Below are 20,287 nucleotides of genomic sequence, written 5' to 3'. Positions count from 1 at the left end.
TGATCAATTAACTAGGTTTAGTAGCCGTACGGGTCTACGTCTTCCGCTTGATCTTCCTCCTATGATTATAAATGCATGCGAGGGCTGATAACATCGGGAATTATTTAGCGCTGCAGGTGAATTTTTTAGCGGGGCTTGCCGGAACTGCCATGATGCTTACGGTATTCTCCCGGCGTCATGCCAAAAGCCCGTTTGAACAAATGGCTGAAATGCCGCAAATCCGCATATCCGACAGCCGCAGCTACTGCCGCCACGGAATCGTTCCGGTTCAGCAGCAGGAAACTGGCCCTGTTCATCCGACGATCCACCATATAGCGGACAAAATTGACGCCGATGCGCTGCTTGAACAGTCTGCTGAACGTAACGGGATGAATGCCTGCGCGGGCAGCCGCTTCCTCAAGCGACAAGTCCGGGCTTTCCCCGTCCTCCAGCAGCTGAATGATCTCCTCCCACGTGGCAGGCCGTGATCCGCACTCCGCCTTCTTGCCCGGGGGCAGATATTCCAGCAGCGTTTCGCGCAGCCAGGCACGCAGCTCCGGCCAGGCACGCTTGAGCGCAATGTCAGCCGCCCGGTCCCGGACCGGTCCCGCATAAGGCGTTTCCGCCGCTTCTCCCAGCAGGCCTTCGTCCAGCAAAGACAGCAGCTTCGCGCATTCCCGCCTTAACAGCTCGACTCGAAGACCCTCCAGGGCATTCAGCCATAAATCGGCCGTTCGCTCCAGCTGCTCCTGGTTCGCTTCCTTCACCGCATACAAAATCTGCCGACGGGCCTGGTTTGCTTCCGGTGACACCTCCTTCACAGGATTTACCACTATATTCGGCTGTACGCCAAAAAAGATCCTCGTCTCCCAGCTGGAATATTCAGCCGACCATATCTCCGGGAATTCCTCCGCCCGAAAGAAGACAGCTCCTGACGGATTAGATGCCGATGGAACGATAACCGCCTCGCCAAACTCGAAGGCAATCGTCCCGATAGGGAATCCTCCCCCGCTTGGACCAACAGCTTCCCCTCCTCCCGCCGACTCGCGGAATTGTATGGTTTTGCCGACACGCTCATCGAACCAGAGCGACAGATTGCCGCCATGAAAAACAGGAGAGATCGCAGATGACCAGGCAGATTGTCTCAGCAGCCGGCCAAGCTGCTCCGCAAATCGTCCAAACATACTTTCGTATACCTGACTGGCCAGCCGCCTCATCTGCCCCCGGTCAGCCGGTTTGAGCATATAATCGAGAGCGCCCCCCTGGAGCGCGCCCCGCGCATATTCGAAATCCCCGTACCCTGTCAGCACAATGACTTCCGTTCGTGGTCTGAAGCGCTTCACCGCCTGCAAGATCGCCAGTCCATCCAGCTCCGGCATGCGGATATCGACAAACAGAAGATCAGGCTGCACGGCGAATATCTTGTCCAGCGCGCTTTGTCCAAACCCGACATCGAACACCTCTGCGTAAGGATGGCAGTCCCGAAGCTTATGAATAATGCCTTCCCGCACCTGTTTCTCGTCATCAACCACGCAAATTCTCATGTAAGACCCTTCTTTCGCTGAAAAAATCATGTACAATTACATTATCCAGAGTAATACAATCGTTTTAGTTGGAGGTCAAGAGAGCTATGCAACCAATTCTGAAACTTCATAAAAATAAATTCCGCCTTTCCCTAAAATTCAAGCTGCTCGGCGTGCTCATTCCCATCTCGATTTTGCCGATTCTTCTGGCCAGCTTCGGGTGGTATGAGACGATGATACGCTCAAGCATGAATCATTCCGCCGACATTACCTCCCAGTACACTCAGCTGGTTGCAGAAAACATTTCCCAATATACCGGCGACATCAGCCAGGCGCTCGATCCTTTGCTGATCGATCTTAATTTTCAGAAATTTATAAAAACGCCCAAAGCCGACATGGTTTCGCAGGCCCGCTATGCCCTTGAGTTCAGGCCCCTCCTGCAAAGCTTCATGCAATCGCACAAAGAGCTGCTCGGTGTTCTCTATATGGATTTGCACGGAAAGATACTCTACCAATCTTATCAGAGAAGTATGAATTATATCTATCCTTTTGAAAACGATCCTTTTTTCGCACACATTTCCGAGGTTCGCAAAACTGTGCTGAGTACCGCCCATACGACCCGCTATGTGCTGGGCCAGCAGGAAGAGAGCCTTTCGATTATCCGTCCGGTTATCGACTTATCGAATGGACAAATCTACGCCTGGTTGATTGCAGACATACGCGCAGACTATTTCCGGCAATTGATGAAAGGCGCCTCTCCCGACAAAGACGGGCAAATTCTGCTGTACCATCCGCTCAGCGGAGCGACCGTAACCAACCAGAAGATGGATGACAAACTGCTGGAGCATCTACGCGGAGCCGTTGCACGCAACAATCCGGCGGACCCGGAATTTACGCTAACTTCACAGCATGTATCTTATCAGGCCGTTCTGGAGGATATGGACTTCGGCGATTGGAAGCTGATTTGGGTTACGCCGCTGGATGCGATCACAAGCGGCGTGAGGCAGTCGCTTCAATGGACTCTGCTTATCGCGGTTTCCGCGCTCCTGCTCTGCTGCCTAATCGCTTTCCCGACCATGCGTATTGTCCTGAAACCGATGGACAGGCTGGTCGGCGGCATGCGCAATTTGTCCCGGGGCAAATATGAGCCGGTGGCCCAGCCCGCAGGCAAAGATGAAATCAGCTTTCTCGTGAAAACCTATAATCGGATGCTCGTTGAATTGGAACAGATGGAGCGCGAGGTTTATCAGGCGCAGCTGAAGGAAAGGGAGAAAGAGGTGCTTCAGCTGCAGGCGCAGACCAATCCGCATTTTTTCTTCAACATGCTGGAGACCATTGAATCGTACGCCATCCTTAACAATGGAAACGCCGTGAGCGACATGGTTCAGAGCGTGTCGAGAATGATGCGCTACAATGTCCGCAACGACGCGGGCTGGGCAACTTTAAGCGAAGAACTGGCCTTTATCCGGGATTTCCTTAACATTCACCGCCACCGCAACGGGCTTTCGATTGAGACGGAATGGAATATAGATCCCTCGCTGCTGGATCTGCCAATCATGCGGCTCAGCATTCAACCGTTCGTGGAAAATGCGTTAAAATACGGCTGGAGCCCGGCCTTGTCCGAGGGGGAGTTCAAACTGAAGATCACCATCGAGCGGATGGGATCTGCCGTCCGGTTCCTGATTCTCAATACGGGGATCGGCATGGACCCCAAAGTGCTGGATATGATCAGACAATTACTCGAACAGGGTGTCGACGGAGCCTCTCCCTACTTTAAAAAGCACACCGGGATCTATAATGTATACCGCAGGCTGGTTCTGGTATACGGATCTCGAGTGCGAGTACGCTTCTTCAGCGGAACACAGGGAGGAACGAAGGTGGACATTATGATTGCCGACGAAGCAGGGGCGTCAGGTTCTTGATCGTCCGACAACCAGAAGCTTATTACAATAATCAAGAAGAAACGTCTGCCGCCTTCCTTTGGCGGCACAGCAAGTTTCTTCCTTCAGGCCATATAGAAATTGATAAATGTGTGACTTACACATTCTATAAGGTTAAAAAAAAGCCGCGATTTCCGCGACTTTTGATGTAAACATGTTTAAGCAGACCTGCCTCTCATTTCTTTTTCTGGAATTTTTCCAGGAGCAGTTGAACCTGCGATTCCATTTGTTTCTCGATAGACAGGGGATCACCGGGGAGAAAGTCATTGACATTGACCTGGATGATCCGGTCTTCGGTGACGGCAGGCAAGCTGCGCCAAACCGGCGCATTTTTGAAATCAGCTTCAAGCCCGGCGTTATCGCCGTCCTGCCAGTCGTACACGGACAAGAAGACATAATCGCCAATATATTCAGGCAGCGTTTCAAGCGATACTTTCAGATAGGACGGCTCCTTGTCCATTACCGCCTCCTGCACCTTCGCCGGTGCTTTCAACTGCAGCGAATTATAGAGGCTGAAGGTCCCCCGGCCAAAGAGGTTACCGAAAATCATAATTTCCGACTTCGGCCACGCCTCCATCACCGTAAATGTCACATCCGGACCGATTACGCCGGCCAACTGTTCACGGTATTGCGCGGCTTTCTCCTCGTACTGTGCGATCCACTCTTCCGCTTTCTCCGGCACTCCGGCGATATCGGCAATTTCCCTCAATTGCTCGAACATCGTTTTGGAGCCATAGCTTAATACGACGGTAGGAGCAATTTTGGAGTATTCATCGTAATTTTTAAGTTCATCAACGGCGTTTTGCTGCAGAATGATCAGATCCGGATTCAGGCTGAGCGCTCTCTCCAAGGATAGCGTGTTGCCCAAGTCTTCCACTCCAGCGGACAACCCCAGCGGTTTCAAGAACGACGAATCCTCGAATTGACTCAATTGATTGGAGGTCGCCCCTATCGGCTTAACTCCTACAGCCAGTAGATGCCCCATAAATTGATTGACAAGAATCCGCTGCGGGTGCGTCGGGATCGTGACTTCACGTCCTTCATAATCCCGGAACACCCGGGTTTGCGTCTCTGCCGACGGCGAAGCGGCAGTCGTTGATGCCTGTCCGCTGCCCTCGGACGTCGAGGCCGACTCCGGGCTTGAGCCGGATGATTCCTTGGTCGAATTCGCGCCGCAAGCGGCCAGCAGCATGGTTAGCAGTAGAGTCAATGCTATCGTTGGGATGAATTTGCGATTCAGGTTCATGGTATTTCTCCTACTCTCCTATGATGACAATAATGGATCAGCAAACAGCATGACAGCTCGTTCATATGGACGGACCTATCCGACACAGTGTATTCTCGGCCTTGGCCTTCTTGTTAAAAGATGCAAGTGTCCCGTTATTGCTTGCCCCTAACCGCGGCTGTCACATCGTCGATTTTCATGCTGTCGGCGATAGGACCGCTGAGCATCCAGTATCTCGCGGATAATTTGTACACATGGTTTTGCTTCACGGCAGGAATCGCTTTCCAGACCTGCAGATTCTCCACTTCCGTTATGGTATCCATCGCCTTTTGAAAGTCGTCCGCCAAAGACAAAGACCCTCCTGCGGTGATGAATAAATAATCGGCCGTCAACTCGGGCAGCTTCTCCAGCGACAATGAGATGCCCCATGTATCCTTCGTTGTTTTCTGAAGGTCCACGACGCTGGACGCCGGAGCCAAGCCCAGGTCATTATACAGCACGCTCCCGTATGCAAAATCCGGAAAGAACAGCTGTGCCTCCTTCTCCGAAGGCCGAACCAGCGCAACCGTCTTGTCCGCTCCGACGGCTTGTACAATCGTTTCCCGCGCCTGCTTTAATTTGTCATCATACGCTTGAATGACCGCTTTCGCTTTATCATCCCGGTCAAGAGCTTTGCCAATTTCCACGATAGAGATTTTCCATTGATCGCGGTCATAGGCAATTGTAGGCGCAATTTGGGAAAGCTTCTCGTATGCGGCCTGATCGGCAAAACCATTGGCAGCGATAATCAAATCCGGCTGAGCAGCCAATATGGCTTCGTAATTAAGCGCTCCGCCAGCATAAATAACCGGAATGTTCTGCTTTTGCAGCTGCTCGGATAAATAATATCCTTCCATGCCATTCGCCTGCACCAAAGGCACCTCCAGCGACAATAGCATGTCTTCCAGTCCGATGCTTACAATGCGTTCAGGGTGTGACGGAATTTCCGACTCCCCGTAAACATGCTGAACCGTCTTGAGTGCACTCTCTGCAGGCTTGTCCGCTGCCGCAGCGGAATCCGCTGGCGCAGCGCTGCCCGTCTGCTCCTGAGCCCCGCTTGTGCCGGAAGAGGGCTGTCCGCCCGATGTTTGATTGGTATTGCCGCTTCCGCAAGCGGCCAGCATAACAGCAAGCATGAGCAGCAGAATTGAACCGTATGCAGCCTTCCCCCGACTATTCCATATCCTAATGTTGCTCTGGCGGTTTCCTGTTCTAAATTCAATAATCCCCTTTATTTGATATTGATAATCATTATCAAATAAAGTATAGATCATCTTCTCCTGTTTGTGAATAAACGCCCGTGCTTACTTTGTCATCCCAAATCGCACAATTGTGCAACTGCCGGTCAGTCCAGCTGCAGCTCCGTCCCATACGTCCCATTGGCTTCTTCAAGCTTCAACCATCAAGCTTTAAGCTTTTGCTCACCCCATTATTTCCCTCAAAGCGCCGGATGCCATTTCCGCCAGCATTCGCCCGTGGCTAAACGCGGAATATTCCCCCCATGGAAACTCAAACCACGGAGAGCCTGGCAGATGGAACACCGCATTCCCGCTTACGGCTGGCAGACTGCGCCACACATCTGTCTGCCGCAATTCCATCCACGCGGCCTGCGATACCGCATCGCCGTTTACACTGATTACTATATTCGCCGGCGCATACGCTCCCAATTCTATTATCGTAATCGCGCGCAGCCAGCTGTTGCCTTCTTTCAGCGGCAGGGGAACCCTGAAATGCAGATCATCATAAAGGACGGTCCCGGCGCGGCGGCCTACGATCAATAATTGACTGCCTGACACCTTCAGAACAAGGGTATCCCGCTCCCTTAAGACAGCGGGTACCGCCTGTCTGGCCCTTTCTGCCCTCTCATCGTATTGGGAAAGCCAGCTCTCTGCTTCGCTCGCTTTGTTCGTAAAATCCGCAGCAACCCGCAAATGCCCGCGCCAGTCCGTCCCTTCCCAGGGAATAAGCAGTACAGGGGCAATTTCCTCGAGCCTCTTCCTCTCCCCTGCCGGCATATTGTAGTCCAGTGCGACAATGCAGTCCGGGGGAGAGCGGCGCAGCGCCTCCCGGTTGAATTCGTAATCGTGGCTTAGAAGAACCGTGACATCGGCTTGATATTTTTTTCGGTAATAATCATTCCAGTACTGGTCAATTGGCGCCGCGTGCGGAATAATTTGCAGGGGAAGCAATTGACCGATATTGGCCCAGCTGTATGCGGCGACTTTCCAGGCCCGGTTCCGCAAATAAACAACAGGCGCAAAGCCCACCTGTTTCTTGAACAGGCGGCTGAAATAGGTGGCGTTATGATAGCCTGCCCGCTCTGCTATGGCGCGAAGCGAAAGTTTGTTCTTCTCTGCCATTAATCGCTTCGCCTCGTTCATGCGCAGCTCGGTGGCGTAATCAACGACGCTTTTTCCATACTTTTCTTTGAATGAACGCATAAAATGATAACGGCTCATCCCCGCGAGCTCAGCCAATTGATCAACAGGAATGGTTTCGGTAAAACGTGTTTCCAACTCCAGTCTCGCACGTCCCAGCCCTTCAACCTCCTTCTGAAGCATACTGTTCAAGGTCATGCCCAGCAGCTCAAAAAATGCGGCATCGCTGTATAGACGACCCGGCACACTCCCGCTGCTCCAGCCCTGCTCGATGATTTGGCACTTATCGAGGATGGAGACTGCCGGCACGATATTATACTCGCCCCGGATCCGGAGCGCCTGGCAGACACTCGCTTCGCCTGTCGTCGTTTCCTTTAGCGGCTCACGGATTTGTCCCATCATAAAATGCAGCACATAAATGCCGTCGTCCGGCTCTTTATCGATCCATTCCACCCGTTGCCCGGACGAGCAAATAAACACCGAGCCCGGTCGCAGCGAGCAATAGCAGCCGTCAATCACAATGCCGCCGCGGCTGCCTCTTGAAGTAATAAACAGATAATTGTCGTTTTGTTTGGACCCGGCCCCGATCTTCTTCTCTTTTTCGGTAATCCGCTCGATCCCTCTTAGCTTTAACCATATGCTATCAAGAGAACTGGCGACCGCCTGGTCAAGTTCTGTCTCCTTCATAAGAAATTCACTGCTCCTGTCTATTCCTGCCGTCCTGGACCATCAGCTTTCCGCCCCAATAACGATCCCTAATCGGATATTACACTATTCATAGTAATTGATAATGGTTCTCAACGTCAATTACCAATGAAAGCGAAGGGGCGGCCCGCGGCGTTTACATGAAAACAGCGGCAGATCAGGACGAAATAGTCCCAGTCTGCCGCTGCCAGTATCAACCTTGTTCGAATCAGTTGCAATATTGTAGTTATCTTCATTTTCCTACATGCTTCAGTTTATCGGGGTTTCGGACAAAGTATATATTGCGAATCAAATTCCCCTCGACGTGAAGCATCCCTACCGTATGAATGCCATCACTTGAACGAATAATAATGGCGGGTTGTCCATTAATTTGCCCCATATCCATAACCGCTTCGCCTCCAATGATAGAAGCCTGGCGTACCGGACCGAGAAGAAAACGCGCAACATGATCCCGCTTTTCAATCGGATCGGCAGCGGCATGCACTTTGCCTCCTCCATCAGAGACAAATACAACGTCCGGATCAAGCATAGATAAGACTTGATTCATGTTACCCTGTTTGAGTGCTGCGAGGAAGCCGTGAACCCACTCCTCGGTTGCTGCTTCGGGATGGACGGGCTCTTCGGAAACAATCCCCATCTTGGCACTCGCACGGCTGAACAGCTTGCGGCAATTTGCATCACTTTTTTCAATAAGCTCGGCAATCTCGTGATAATCAAAGCCAAGCGCCTCACGGAGGACAAAAACAACCCGCTCCGATGGCGTGAGCCGCTCCAGCATAACAAGCATGGCATAAGACAAGAGATCGTCGCGGACGACCGATTCCATAAAATCATCATCCGAACTAAGAAAAGGCTCCGGAAGCCACTCTCCAAAATATTCCTCCCGTTTCTTTCGTGCCGATTTATATAGATCCCGACAGCGATTTGTGACCATTTTGCAAAGATAAGCTTTCGGTTCAGTCAGCCTCTCCGGCGGTACATCATATGCTTTTAGAAAAACGTCCTGAACAACATCCTCCGCATCGGAAACCGATCCGGTCAGTTGATAGGCGAGCTTAAACAACAGCCCTTTATACTGCTTATACAGCTCCTGCATCCATCCACGTCCTTCCCCATCTTCTTAAAGTCCGGTGAAAAAATCTGGCTGCGGCGAACGCTTACGCTTCTACAGACTATTTCCGCCTGCTCCGCCTGTTATTAACTAGACTTATAACTCACTTTAATTTTTCGCATAGTTCTCCCTAATAATTAAACGAGATAAGAGACTATTTTGTGACAACTGCAGGCTAGATAGTTTCGCCTCCGGAAGCATGCTAAACATAACATTTCCCTTTTTATTGTTAATATGTATCCCTTGTGAAGGATTAAAGAGTGAACCGCAGCCTGCATACGTGCGTTCCGCTTTGTCCATAATATTCAACAAGTTATATTTATCCACTGGGAGGATCATCCATGAGCAGCATAAACAGTAGTCTCGAAATGAATGAAGCCTATCTCAGAGAGCAATTCAATCATTGTTATGACATTGTACTGCGTTCTTTTAGGTTAAAAGATGAAACTGTACTTCTACTTGTTTATCTGGATGGAATGAATCGGATGCAAAGCATAGAGGATAACGTTCTGAAGCCCCTTATTTTCAACGGTTTGCCTCAAGGTATCGATCGGCTGCAGACGCTCTCCGAGATGTTCCGACGCGAATGGCTTCCATTATCCAATGTAAAAACGGACGATTCGCTCGAGGATCTGGTTAATCATATCCTGCAGGGCAGCCTGGGGATACTGGTGGACGGCGAAGCATCCGCGCTCATCGCTCAGATTCAAGGCTATGAGACAAGAAGCATTGAAGAGCCGAAGAAGGAAGCGACCTTGCGCGGCTCCAAGGAAGGCTTCGTCGAGAATATCCAGACGAACACGTCGTTGATCAGACGAAGAATTATCCACCCTCAACTGAAAATGGAATCGCAGACCATAGGCAAATACACACAAACCGAAGTTGTTCTTACCTACATAAAAGGACTTGCGGATGAGAAAGTATTGTCGGAAGTAAGAGATAAGCTTGGGAAAATCGAGTTGGATGGCGTAATCGATTCCGCCTATATCGAAGAATGGCTTGAGAACAGCTCCTTCTCCATCTTCCCCCAGATCCAGAATACCGAGCGGCCGGATATCGTGACCGCATCATTATTGGAGGGGAAGATGGCTCTCATCACGAACGGAACCCCCTTTGCCCTCATTCTTCCCATCACCCTCTGGTCAGGGCTTCAATCGGCAGACGACTATTTCGAGAGGTTCGTATTCGTCATTCTGACCCGGCTGATCCGCTACGTCATGACCTTCATTTCATTTGCCTTGCCCGCTATTTACGTCGCACTTTCGACCTTTCATCCAGAGATGATTCCAAGCGACCTCATGATCGGTATCGCAACCGCCAGGGAAAGCTCCCCGTTTCCATCTTTCATCGAGGTTTTCATCATGATGTTCATTTTCGATGCCCTGCAGGAAGCCGGCGTCCATCTGCCCAATCAGCTCGGGCCGGTTGTCAGCATCATCGGAGCACTGGTCATTGGACAAGCCGCAGTCGAAGCCGGCATCATATCGACGCCGATTATTATCGTTATTTCCTTGACCGGTATCGCATCTTACACGATTCCGAGATACAGCGCCACCCTTCCCTTTCGCTTAATCCGCTATCTCATATTGTTCATTACCGGTATGCTCGGCTTCGTCGGCTTTGCGTTCGGCATTATCTTCCTGCTGATCAATCTGGTCATGCTTGAATCCTTCGGTACGCCGTATTTGAGCCCTGTTGCCCCGTTCGACGGCAAACGGATTAAAGACCTGATTATCCGCTATCCCTTCTGGATCAAGAACGGCCAGAATAAGAAAGGGCGTCAGAAATGAACCGATTCGTTTTTCTGATGTGCGTCTCTCTCCTCCTCCTATTATCGTCCTCCGGCTGCACGGATATTATCGAACCGAATCAATTGGCTTTCGTCATGGGGACCGCGATCGATCATACAGAAGACGGCGGGATCGAAGTCAGTCATCAGATCGTAATCCCCTCTCAGAAGAGCGGCCCTTTCGAGGGAGGAAGCTCCGGCAGCTCGGGTAACTTCATCGTCGTATCCGCCAAAGGCAGGGATGTTTTCGAAGCCATTCAGAATATCCAGAGAAAACTATCCCGCAGATTAATGACGATTCATCGTATCCTCATCGCAATAAGCGAAGAGTATTTCAACAAGCACGACGTAAGCAAGTTATTCGATAAATTGAACAGGGACCCCGCGAACAATCTAAGAGATATTACCGTTATGGTTAAAGGAGGACGCGCCAAGGATTTCCTTATGCTTGAGCCCCCCATGGAACATCTCTCCAGCATTGCGGCCGGAAAAGAAATGCAGATCAACGGGATGAACAGCTACTCTTCGAGGCAGTTCATCATCGACAGCCTTTCTGAAGGGATCAGGCCCCTAGTGCCAATCCTCCAAATCGAAAATTTCAAGATAAGCACGAAAGAACCAAGTCCGATCGCCGTGCTGTCCGGTTTCGCCGTTTTGAACAAGAAGCTGAAAGTTACAGGATTACTGAACGATGCCGAAGGCTCCGGAGCCGCCTGGATGACGGGGAAAGGAACGTCACAAGGGGCAACCATTCCATGGAAGGACGGCAGGAGCTTCTTGTCGTTCCGATTAACCCATCTTCAACGGCGGATTCAATCCGTTCGCGGCAATGGTCCCACACGCATTATATTAACCGTTAAGGCGCAAGCTTATCTGCTTGAGAACACGACCCCGCTTGACATGTCCGAGGTAAATAACATGATTGCGGTCCAGAAGCACGTTGACGAGCAGCTCCAAAAGGAATTCCAGCTTACGATGGATAAAGTCAAACAATGGGGTTCTGATGTATTCGGCATCGGCGAGCACCTCCATCGCAAATACCCTTACTGGTGGAATTCGCAAAAAGACGACTGGGACGAAAATTTCAAGAAAATCGACGTTACCGTCAAGGCGGATATTCAGCTGCGCTCAATCGGAGTGAGCGGCGCGCCGCTAAAATGAATAAGGGCAGGGAGTGGCCACGAAGGATGAAAGTAAGCGGTTATCAGATGTTCTGGCTGATCAGCATCTCCTCCATGATCGTGTTTTCCTACCTTCCCATCCGGTTAGCCGCGGAGGAATCACGACAGGACTGTTGGATTTCCATTCTCCTTGGTGGCTTGATCATGATGGGCGCAACCTGGATTATGCTCCGGGTATGCAAGCAAAACAAGGACAAAACGTTAATAAATTTCGTGAAAGACCTCTTAGGTACCGTGCTCGGTAAAATAATCGTCGTGGTTTATTTCCTCCTTTGGTTCATGCAGATGAACATCATCGCAAAAGGAACAGTAGAATTTCAAAATTTGGTTATGCTCCATAACACACCGATGATCCTCATCCTGCTGTGTTTGTTGTTTCTCGTTGCTTATGCCGTATATAGAGGGGGGATAACGGCTATTAGCCGCTGCGCCGAGATCATTGGCCCCATTTTCATCTTCATGTTATTCGCGCAGCTTTTTCTGAATTCCCATGATATGGATATGAAGAGAATTTTGCCTATCTACGCAGACTCGGGCTGGTTTCACATTCTGAAGGGCACTTTATATTCGTTCAACTATATGATAGATCCTTCGATCATTCTCATGCTGTTCTTTTTCGCCGAGAACAAGCAAACCGCCTCGCGTGCGATCCTGTGGGGAACGGCGGTTGCTATGGTTTGGGGCGTATTAACCACATTGGTACTTCTATTCGTAGCCGGGCCAAACATGGCCGCTCAATTGGTACTTCCTGTATACTCTCTTACGAAGTATGTATCCATTTTCAATTTTGTTCAGAATATCGATGCTTTTTTTATCCCGCTTTGGCTGTTTGGCGCCTTTATTAAATTATCGGTGTGCTTGTTCATCCTTAGCTACGGGTTATCCGAATGGACCGGCTTCAAGAATTGGAAGCTTATCGCCTGCCTGACGACCTTTATCTGGCTGATGTTCGTGGTCTACAGCACGCATCATATCCGGATTTCGTATTCGCTTAAGAATTTTTTTCTGATCGGGTACTTTTACCCCTTCGTCTACATTGTCATTCCCTTGATTTTATGGATGATCGGCAGTTTGCGGCAGCGGCGTAAAGCATCAACATAATCTGACCGGTTTCAAATTGGCAGCATCTGCTCCGTTGTCACAGAATGAATCGCAGCGTCGTTATATGTACGATGGTAAAAACGCGGGTGGAGGTGACAGCACCATGAATGTAACAGCGGCTCTATGATTGTTTCATTACTTTTGCTGGCACGAGCTAAGAACACGAAGAAGACTGGTCTTTCAATAAAACTAAAACAGTAAAGAGAGGTACAATTCAATGACACAACGTCTAAACTATATGCAGCAATCGCCGGAACTTTTTAAAAAGCTGATGGAATTCAGCAACGCCGAAAACAATAGCGCAATTGAAGAGAAGATTCTCGATCTCGTTCATATCAGGGCTTCGCAAATCAATGGGTGCGGATTCTGCCTGGACATGCATGTCAAACAGGCCAAGATTCATGGCGAGAGCGAGCTTCGTCTCTATCACCTCCCGATTTGGCGGGAATCGACTCTTTTTATTCCCCGCGAACGGGCCGCACTGGCATGGACCGAGATCCTGACCAAACTGCCCGAGCACGGTGTGCCTGACGATGTCTATAACCGCGTTCGCGAGCAGTTGTCTGAAAAAGAAATCTCCGACCTGACCTTCTCGGTTATGGCGATCAATGCCTGGAACCGTATAAACATCGCCTTCAAGAACGTACCGGGCTCGGCTGACGCGGCATTTGGATTAACTAAAGCAGGACTGAGCTGATCTCTTGCAATAACAAATTTAAACATCACGAGCTCCGGCTTACGGGCTGCTAACTAGGAGGATCAACATGAAAATTGTGGTTATTGGCGGAAGTGGGCTTATTGGAACAAAGCTCGTAAACAACCTTCATGGCCTTGGCCATGAGGTAGTGGCGGCATCGCCTTCCCTTGGCGTCAACACCATCACTGGCGAGGGGCTGGCTGAAGCGCTTAGCGGTGCCCAGGTTGTCGTCGACGTGGCGAATTCGCCTTCGTTCGAGGACAAGGCAGTTATGGAGTTCTTCGAGACGTCAGGTCGAAACCTCTTTGCCGCTGAAGCGGCCGCTGGAGTGAGACATCACGTTGCGCTCTCGGTCGTCGGCACCGACCGACTTCTCCAGAGCGGTTATTTCCGCGCGAAGATGGCCCAGGAAGATTTGATCAAGGCTTCAAAGATTCCCTATACAATCGTTCGTGCGACACAGTTCTTCGAGTTCGTCAACAGCATCGCCTATACAGCCACCGAAGGGCAAAGCGTTCGCTTGCCGTCTGTATTTGTGCAGCCCATCGTATCGGATGACGTTGCTGCCGCACTGGTCGACTTCACACTCGGGGCGCCAGTGAACGGCATTGTTGAGGTCGCTGGTCCAGAACGGATGCGTCTCGACGAACTCGTCCGTCAATTCCTGAGCGCAACGCAGGACACACGTCAGGTGGTCGCAGACGACAACGCGCGATACTTCGGTGCAGCGCTGAACGATCAATCTCTAGACCCGGGCGAAAACCCGCGCATCACCGCGACGCGTTTCGAGGATTGGCTCAGCCAGTCCACATCTCAAAGGTAATTTGGCACGGCGGGGTCGACACCCGGAATCGAAAGACCTTTGTTTGCAACCTATGTAGTTCCTTCATACCGAAACGCTAACTGGAATCGGCATCGGATACGAAACTTTGTACTCCAATACACATCGCCATAAAGTACCCTGAGAAGGGCACTTTGTGGCGATGCGTATATCGTTGAAAAACGTCGATTTTACCAATCCGTTCGAGCCGATCAGCTTGGTATCTCTAATCTGAACGGATAAGCTCAAATTCCTTCACATTAATAGGCTGTTCCAACATTTATCATGTAGTCTGTTCTCGGCTTTCGGCAATTGAACCGTCTCGCGCAGTTCCCTTATTCCATTATCCGTTGGGTTAATATTAATTGATTTGCGTTTCAGGAGGACAAGGCATATGGGTCTAATCAGACCGGGCTGCAGGTGCAGATGCCACGCATGAAGCATCCGGATCTATTACTCTCTTATGAAAGATGCTATAAAAGTGTATCGCGCGAAAGTCCAAACCTCTCACTGCCTTCTGCAATGGATCATCACCATGCCAGGTTCAACTCGTTGCCTTCCCAATGCGCTTACCTGATGAGAATTATTAAAGCGCACCTACTACGGCATGGGGTACATACGGCTCCTCCAGTGACGCAATCTCTTCCGGAGTTAGCTTGACCTTTAGCGCAGTGACCGCGCTCTCGAGATGTGATTCTTTCGTGGCACCGATGATAGGTGCGGTAACTGGTGCCTTTTGCAGCAGCCAGGCAAGCGCTACTTGCACACGGGAGACGCCGCGCTGCTCCGCAATCGCCGCAACCTGCTCCACGATCGCACGATCCGCCTCCGCAAATGCATCGTATTTCGACTTCTGCACCTTATCGGTTTCAGAACGGTGCGTTGTCTCCGACCAATCGCGCGTCAAGCGGCCGGATGCAAGCGGGCTGTATGGAATAACACCGAGCCCTTCCGCCTTGCAGAGCTGCATCATTTCGCGCTCCTCCTCCCGATAGATGAGGTTATAATGATTTTGCATCGACACGAACCGGGTCCATCCGTGGCTCTCAGCAACATGCAGTGCCTTTTGGAACTGCCACGCGAACATAGCGGAAGCGCCGATATATTTGGCCTTTCCCGCTTTTACGACATCATGAAGCGCTTCCATCGTTTCTTCGATTGGGGTACTATAGTCCCAGCGGTGAATTTGATACAAATCCACATAGTCGGTCCCCAGTCGCTTCAAGCTCTTATCAATCTCGCTCATAATAGCCTTACGGGAAAGCCCTGCTCCATTTGGACCTTCGTGCATGCGGAAATGCACCTTTGTCGCGATGACAATTTCATCCCGATTCGCGCAATCCTTCAGAGCGCGTCCAACATATTCCTCGCTTGTCCCAGCCGAATATACGTTTGCCGTATCGAAAAAATTGATGCCAAGATCGAGTGCCTTCTTAATAACCTGACGACTTTGCTCCTCCTTTTGTACCCATGGGTGAGTCCAGCGCGCTGCATCGCCAAAGCCCATACACCCGAGACAAAGCCGCGATACGTCCAATCCGGTATTTCCGAGTTTTACATAATCCATCAAGCACTACACTCCTCTGGTTATTAATATGTTACATGCAAAGTTTACCGCATGGAGTTAACTCCAAGCTAACAGCCAGCAAATAAAATAAAGCGAAAAACGAGATGTGTAAATCTGTTTTCTACCCTACTGCAGGATCGAGAGGTCCCTCTTTAATTAATCATCATTCCATTCATTCTTCTTAACCCAATAAAGATCATCGCATAATTCGTTATATTCATCCAGAGTGTCATATAAGCAAAAACTGCTTGTGGGATGGTTTCTGGAAGAATACTCATAGACCAGGATTGAACCATTCTCTAACCGCCAAGCTGTATGAATACGAATCAACTTTTCTCCATCGACTACCACCTCTTCGACAACGCTTCTGATGGAGTGACTCGAAAATAATGCCTCGTCCTCCGTACAGCCGATTCCGCTAAGCATCTTCATAATGACCTCCTGGCTGCTTCATTCGGTTGTTCAATATAGCAAAAGATATAGCAAGAGAAATGCTCACTCTTCCTATCGTTATTTTTACATTTCCCAGGAACCGGAACGAAGCTTAACTAAACTCACGACGACGAGGCAATGAAAACCAAAGCCCATCGAGCCATGCCAATTCCTCTTCCGTTAATGCATCCATATCTGCAGCACGCAGAGTCATGTCCAATTGCTCTGGACGACTCGCACCCATGATAGCGGATGTTATTCCCTGCTGTTGTATAACCCAGCGCACAGCCGCCGTAACGGGATCAAAGTTGTGCTCCTGGCACCAAGATTGGTACAAATCAACAGCGCCGAACGTTGCCTCTTGCCAGTACCGCTTCTGATAAAACGAACCTGCGCTGTTCCCGAGTCCGAAACGAGTTCCCTCTTCGATGTTAGAACTTTTATTATAGCGTCCCGTTAACATACCGCCCGCCAGCGGGTTATAGCATATGATGCCAATTCCTTCGTCGAGTGCCATCGGAATCAAGTCATCCTCAATCATTCGAAACAATAAATTGTAGCGCGGCTGAACACTTGCTATACGGGTGTAATTTTTTCTGTCGGCAATTCCATTTGCCTTCGCCACTTGCCAAGCGCGCCAGTTGGATACGCCGATGTACCGGACTTTTCCTTGTTCAACGAGATCGTCAAACGCACGCAGCGTTTCATCTATTGGTGTGTTTGGGTCAAATTGGTGTGCTTGATAAAGGTCGAGATAGTCCGTTTTCAGACGACGAAGACTGTCCTCGACGGCAGTCATGATGTGCTTCCTACTCAGCCCCTGATCATTAGGACCAGTGCCCATCAAACCAAAACACTTGGTTGCGAGAACCATTTTGTCTCGTTTTCCTTGCAACCATTCCCCGATAATTAATTCGGTTGTACCTGCTAATTCAACCGATTGCCTCCCAATGGGGTACACATCTGCAGTGTCGATGAAATTCACACCGGCAGTAAACGCCTTATCGAGTATCTCGTAGGAGGTTCGTTTGTCCGCTTGTTGTCCGAATGTCATCGTGCCGACACATAGATTCGTTACTTTTAATCCCGTTTGTCCCAACGAACGTATTTCCATTTGATTGACTCCTCTCCAAGCACTCTATCAATCATGTGTTGAATAGTTCTTTTGCAACCATGATCGCAGACATCGCTTTTGGCCAACCGGCGTAAAACGCCAAATGAGTCATCGCTTCAACCAGTTCTTCTTTTGAAAGTCCGTTTTGCCTGGCTAAATCCAAATGGGATTTTAGCTGTACCGTATTCCCCGATGTGAGTAGACATGCAACCGTAATCAGGCTTCGATCACGCGGTGAAAGTTCTTTGCGGGCCCACACGTCACCGAATAAAACGTCATCGGTAAGTTGCACCATTTTCGGTGCAAAATCGCCGAGCAGTTTTTGTGCACGCGTCAATTCTTGTGAATTTGACATTTGATAATCCCTTCTCCTATCAGTTGTAAATTTTTCTGACTTCATTCGTCCCCTTAGAATATAGAAGATTAGATATCAAGTTTACGAGTACCGAGCCACTTCACCTTTTCAGGATCGCGATGTGAAAAGAACAAACTCTTTTTCGTATCTAACGCAGCAATTGACTCCATATCCTCTTGGCTTAATTCAAAATCAAAGATATTGAAGTTTTCGATCATTCTTTCCTTACGAACAGACTTTGGAATCACAACGATTTCTCTTTGTGTCAACCAACGTAAGACCACCTGGGCAACGGATTTATTAACCTTCTCAGCTATGGATACCAATAGCTCATTCTGGAACAAGTTATTTTTTCCTTCAGCAAAAGGCGCCCAGGATTCGATCTGAACTTTATTCTCTTTCATGAAGTTTGCATTTTCAATTTGTTGGTTAAAAGGGTGTGTTTCAACCTGGTTTACGGCAGGAACAACTTCATTATGGATAATCAAATCGATCAGCCGATCCTCATGAAAATTACTTACGCCAATTGCACGGACCTTACCTTCACGATATAACTCCTCCATAGCGCGCCAAGAGCCAAACAGATCTCCATACGGCTGATGGATTAAATACAAATCCAAATAATCCAATTGCAATCTTCTCAGGGATTTTTCAAATGCTTTTTTGGTGCGCTCATAACCAGTATCCTGAACCCAGAGCTTCGTTGTAATGAATAATTCCTCTCTTGACACGCCACTCCGTTTGATCGCTCTGCCAACTGCTTCTTCATTTAGATAAGAGGCGGCTGTATCAATCAGTCGATAGCCCGCCATAATAGCGTCATAAACGCTCTGGTCACACTCATTTTGATCCGAAATCTGAAAAACACCAAAACCGAGTACAGGCATCTCAACACCATTGTTTAAAATTACTTTTTGCATATAAAATCCTCCGATTTTTTAATATGATCTGTAAATTGGCCCCTTTTTATTATGCAGCAATTGAACAGGAAGCCGTTATCCCTTTTGTTGCAAATCATTGCCTTATTCTCTCGTTGCTACTTACGCATGAACGAAGGTTGCCTTATAATTAAACGAAAATAGAACCGAGGTGGAGGAATCTGATGTCTAATCCAACTGAACGACAGCGGAATGAGGTCGCCAAATTAATCGAGAAGCATTCCGGTCAGGACGGGGTTTTCGAAACCGCGATCCCTTCTTTATTTATTATTCGCCGTTCCAACGTGACCGAGCCGATCCATAGCGTTTACAAACCCGCCTTCTGTTTCATTGCCCAAGGTTCGAAAGAGATCTTTCTGGCGCAAGAGCGATTCGAGTATGGTCCTTCCGACTATTTAATTTCATCGATAAAATTGCCGGTTGTCGGCCAGATCATCCAAGCTTCTTCCGATGCCCCATACTTGAGTTTGAAAATGGAAATGACGCAGAATCAAATTTTAGAGGTGTTGCAGGACACCGACATTCAATTCGCCCAGAAAGAAAATGCAGCCCGGGCAATGTTCGTCGGCCAGATTGAATCCTCGATCTTGGATGCGTTACTGCGATTGGTCCGGTTGGTGGAACAGCCCCACGACATTCCGTACCTGGCTCCCATCTACACCAAGGAAATCCTGTACAAGCTGCTGCAAGGGCAGTATGGCGCGGCGTTGGCCCAAATCGCGATGGAAGGAAGCAGTACCTATCGAATTAGGGACGCAATCGAATTCATTATCGCCAACTTCGATAAATCATTGCGAATTGAAGAGCTTGCAGAGACTGCAGGCATGGGTATCTCTACGTTTCACCGGCACTTCAAAGAGGTGACCGCTATGAGCCCCATCCAGTTTCAAAAACGGCTGCGCTTGCAGGAAGCGCGGCATCTCTTATTATCCGAGTTCGCGGATGCAGCCGACGTGGCGTTCCGGCTCGGCTATGAAAGCGCATCGCAGTTTAGCCGCGAATATGTCCGCATGTTCGGGTTTCCGCCTAGAGAAGACACCAACCGATTGCGGGCAAAATTCGATCAAAGCGTTCGGGCATAACACGCAGAAGACCCTTCGCATCGAATTGATATCGAAAAATAAGAAAAAAGCCGCAGCCATGCGGCTTTTTGTCGCGATCTGACGCTTCAAGAAATATCCACTTTTTGATTGATATCTCAACGCTCTGAGGAGCAACCGCTGCTTCTGCTCTCGTTGCAACACTATTGGGATCGAAATTTCTGTCTCAAATTATGCCTGGAGCGCCGTTCCGGTTTGATGCCAGCAACATAGCCGAATAGAAAGATGCTTAGTTAGCTTCGGTATTAGCCTTGCAGCCCGGCAAGACATGTCGGAAATCTTCGGAGAAGCAG

At 49.5% G+C, this 20,287-nt stretch carries 17 protein-coding genes; 7 read left to right on the top strand and 10 right to left on the bottom strand.

Translation table 11 applies throughout. The features are described from left to right. Positions 1-125 precede the first annotated feature (125 nt). Positions 126-1,523, bottom strand: coding sequence for a response regulator transcription factor (locus tag AC0YOA_RS30380; protein ID WP_475789810.1), 1,398 nt, complete (start codon positions 1,521-1,523; stop codon positions 126-128). 86 nt (positions 1,524-1,609) lie between these two features. Here AC0YOA_RS30380 and AC0YOA_RS30375 point away from each other — a divergent pair, with 86 nt between their 5' ends. Continuing rightward, the gene (locus tag AC0YOA_RS30375; protein ID WP_475789809.1) at positions 1,610-3,424 is read left to right on the top strand and encodes a cache domain-containing sensor histidine kinase; all 1,815 of its coding nucleotides are present in this window, start codon (positions 1,610-1,612) and stop codon (positions 3,422-3,424) included. A gap of 193 nt (positions 3,425-3,617) precedes the next feature. On the opposite strand, the gene AC0YOA_RS30370 is transcribed toward AC0YOA_RS30375, so the two are convergent. The 4 genes from AC0YOA_RS30370 to sigJ all read right to left on the bottom strand — a co-directional run bounded on the left by AC0YOA_RS30370 (position 3,618) and on the right by sigJ (position 8,885). Continuing rightward, on the bottom strand, positions 3,618-4,688 hold the full coding sequence (locus tag AC0YOA_RS30370) for an ABC transporter substrate-binding protein (protein ID WP_475789808.1): 1,071 nt from the start codon (positions 4,686-4,688) through the stop codon (positions 3,618-3,620). Positions 4,689-4,822: 134 nt separating this feature from the next. After that, complete coding sequence (locus AC0YOA_RS30365; RefSeq protein ID WP_475789807.1) at positions 4,823-5,980, bottom strand: iron-siderophore ABC transporter substrate-binding protein; 1,158 nt, start codon at positions 5,978-5,980, stop codon at positions 4,823-4,825. A 147-nt stretch (positions 5,981-6,127) separates the two neighbouring features. After that, positions 6,128-7,771, bottom strand: a complete 1,644-nt coding sequence (locus AC0YOA_RS30360; protein WP_475789806.1) for an AraC family transcriptional regulator — start codon at positions 7,769-7,771, stop codon at positions 6,128-6,130. A gap of 250 nt (positions 7,772-8,021) precedes the next feature. Beyond that, positions 8,022-8,885 (bottom strand): RNA polymerase sigma factor SigJ, encoded by an 864-nt coding sequence (gene sigJ, locus AC0YOA_RS30355; RefSeq protein WP_475789805.1) that lies wholly within the window; start codon positions 8,883-8,885, stop codon positions 8,022-8,024. Between the two features lie 356 nt (positions 8,886-9,241). Between sigJ and AC0YOA_RS30350 the strand changes: the two genes are divergently transcribed. From AC0YOA_RS30350 to AC0YOA_RS30330, 5 genes are all read left to right on the top strand, one after another. Then, positions 9,242-10,690 carry a spore germination protein gene (locus tag AC0YOA_RS30350; protein ID WP_475789804.1) on the top strand — a complete coding sequence of 483 codons (1,449 nt, stop codon included), beginning with the start codon at positions 9,242-9,244 and terminating at the stop codon, positions 10,688-10,690. Beyond that, complete coding sequence (locus AC0YOA_RS30345) at positions 10,687-11,850, top strand: Ger(x)C family spore germination protein (RefSeq protein ID WP_475789803.1); 1,164 nt, start codon at positions 10,687-10,689, stop codon at positions 11,848-11,850. The genes AC0YOA_RS30350 and AC0YOA_RS30345 overlap by 4 nt, the downstream gene beginning before the upstream one ends. Positions 11,851-11,876: 26 nt before the next feature. Continuing rightward, positions 11,877-12,971: a GerAB/ArcD/ProY family transporter gene (locus AC0YOA_RS30340; RefSeq protein WP_475789802.1), complete on the top strand. Its 1,095-nt coding sequence runs from the start codon at positions 11,877-11,879 to the stop codon at positions 12,969-12,971. A 217-nt stretch (positions 12,972-13,188) separates the two neighbouring features. Continuing rightward, entirely contained in the window at positions 13,189-13,668 is a 480-nt protein-coding gene (locus tag AC0YOA_RS30335; RefSeq protein WP_475789801.1) for a carboxymuconolactone decarboxylase family protein, read from the top strand. Positions 13,669-13,735: 67 nt separating this feature from the next. Beyond that, positions 13,736-14,491: an SDR family oxidoreductase gene (locus tag AC0YOA_RS30330; RefSeq protein ID WP_475789800.1), complete on the top strand. Its 756-nt coding sequence runs from the start codon at positions 13,736-13,738 to the stop codon at positions 14,489-14,491. 583 nt (positions 14,492-15,074) lie between these two features. Here AC0YOA_RS30330 and AC0YOA_RS30325 read toward each other — a convergent pair. The 5 genes from AC0YOA_RS30325 to AC0YOA_RS30305 form a co-directional block, all read right to left on the bottom strand. Then, positions 15,075-16,055, bottom strand: a complete 981-nt coding sequence (locus tag AC0YOA_RS30325; RefSeq protein WP_475789799.1) for an aldo/keto reductase — start codon at positions 16,053-16,055, stop codon at positions 15,075-15,077. Between the two features lie 156 nt (positions 16,056-16,211). Beyond that, positions 16,212-16,487 carry a hypothetical protein gene (locus tag AC0YOA_RS30320; RefSeq protein ID WP_475789798.1) on the bottom strand — a complete coding sequence of 92 codons (276 nt, stop codon included), beginning with the start codon at positions 16,485-16,487 and terminating at the stop codon, positions 16,212-16,214. A 112-nt stretch (positions 16,488-16,599) separates the two neighbouring features. Beyond that, positions 16,600-17,601: an aldo/keto reductase gene (locus AC0YOA_RS30315; protein WP_475789797.1), complete on the bottom strand. Its 1,002-nt coding sequence runs from the start codon at positions 17,599-17,601 to the stop codon at positions 16,600-16,602. A gap of 31 nt (positions 17,602-17,632) precedes the next feature. Then, the gene (locus tag AC0YOA_RS30310; protein WP_475789796.1) at positions 17,633-17,956 is read right to left on the bottom strand and encodes a carboxymuconolactone decarboxylase family protein; all 324 of its coding nucleotides are present in this window, start codon (positions 17,954-17,956) and stop codon (positions 17,633-17,635) included. Between the two features lie 68 nt (positions 17,957-18,024). After that, positions 18,025-18,876: an aldo/keto reductase gene (locus tag AC0YOA_RS30305; protein WP_475789795.1), complete on the bottom strand. Its 852-nt coding sequence runs from the start codon at positions 18,874-18,876 to the stop codon at positions 18,025-18,027. Between the two features lie 182 nt (positions 18,877-19,058). Here AC0YOA_RS30305 and AC0YOA_RS30300 point away from each other — a divergent pair, with 182 nt between their 5' ends. Beyond that, positions 19,059-19,976 (top strand): AraC family transcriptional regulator, encoded by a 918-nt coding sequence (locus AC0YOA_RS30300; protein ID WP_475789794.1) that lies wholly within the window; start codon positions 19,059-19,061, stop codon positions 19,974-19,976. Positions 19,977-20,287: the final 311 nt, after the last annotated feature.

It is taken from the genome of Paenibacillus sp. JT22N12, from assembly GCF_056269365.1.
This window is presented reverse-complemented; position numbering and strand designations above follow the sequence as displayed.

What these genes read in the sequence shown, in the direction of transcription:
- AC0YOA_RS30380 (WP_475789810.1), bottom strand. Translation starts at nt 1,523, where the DNA reads ATGAGAATTTGCGTGGTTGATGACGAGAAACAGGTGCGGGAAGGCATT.
- AC0YOA_RS30375 (WP_475789809.1), top strand. Translation starts at nt 1,610, where the DNA reads ATGCAACCAATTCTGAAACTTCATAAAAATAAATTCCGCCTTTCCCTA.
- AC0YOA_RS30370 (WP_475789808.1), bottom strand. Translation starts at nt 4,688, where the DNA reads ATGAACCTGAATCGCAAATTCATCCCAACGATAGCATTGACTCTACTG.
- AC0YOA_RS30365 (WP_475789807.1), bottom strand. Translation starts at nt 5,980, where the DNA reads ATGATCTATACTTTATTTGATAATGATTATCAATATCAAATAAAGGGG.
- AC0YOA_RS30360 (WP_475789806.1), bottom strand. Translation starts at nt 7,771, where the DNA reads ATGAAGGAGACAGAACTTGACCAGGCGGTCGCCAGTTCTCTTGATAGC.
- sigJ (WP_475789805.1), bottom strand. Translation starts at nt 8,885, where the DNA reads ATGCAGGAGCTGTATAAGCAGTATAAAGGGCTGTTGTTTAAGCTCGCC.
- AC0YOA_RS30350 (WP_475789804.1), top strand. Translation starts at nt 9,242, where the DNA reads ATGAGCAGCATAAACAGTAGTCTCGAAATGAATGAAGCCTATCTCAGA.
- AC0YOA_RS30345 (WP_475789803.1), top strand. Translation starts at nt 10,687, where the DNA reads ATGAACCGATTCGTTTTTCTGATGTGCGTCTCTCTCCTCCTCCTATTA.
- AC0YOA_RS30340 (WP_475789802.1), top strand. Translation starts at nt 11,877, where the DNA reads ATGAAAGTAAGCGGTTATCAGATGTTCTGGCTGATCAGCATCTCCTCC.
- AC0YOA_RS30335 (WP_475789801.1), top strand. Translation starts at nt 13,189, where the DNA reads ATGACACAACGTCTAAACTATATGCAGCAATCGCCGGAACTTTTTAAA.
- AC0YOA_RS30330 (WP_475789800.1), top strand. Translation starts at nt 13,736, where the DNA reads ATGAAAATTGTGGTTATTGGCGGAAGTGGGCTTATTGGAACAAAGCTC.
- AC0YOA_RS30325 (WP_475789799.1), bottom strand. Translation starts at nt 16,055, where the DNA reads ATGGATTATGTAAAACTCGGAAATACCGGATTGGACGTATCGCGGCTT.
- AC0YOA_RS30320 (WP_475789798.1), bottom strand. Translation starts at nt 16,487, where the DNA reads ATGAAGATGCTTAGCGGAATCGGCTGTACGGAGGACGAGGCATTATTT.
- AC0YOA_RS30315 (WP_475789797.1), bottom strand. Translation starts at nt 17,601, where the DNA reads ATGGAAATACGTTCGTTGGGACAAACGGGATTAAAAGTAACGAATCTA.
- AC0YOA_RS30310 (WP_475789796.1), bottom strand. Translation starts at nt 17,956, where the DNA reads ATGTCAAATTCACAAGAATTGACGCGTGCACAAAAACTGCTCGGCGAT.
- AC0YOA_RS30305 (WP_475789795.1), bottom strand. Translation starts at nt 18,876, where the DNA reads ATGCAAAAAGTAATTTTAAACAATGGTGTTGAGATGCCTGTACTCGGT.
- AC0YOA_RS30300 (WP_475789794.1), top strand. Translation starts at nt 19,059, where the DNA reads ATGTCTAATCCAACTGAACGACAGCGGAATGAGGTCGCCAAATTAATC.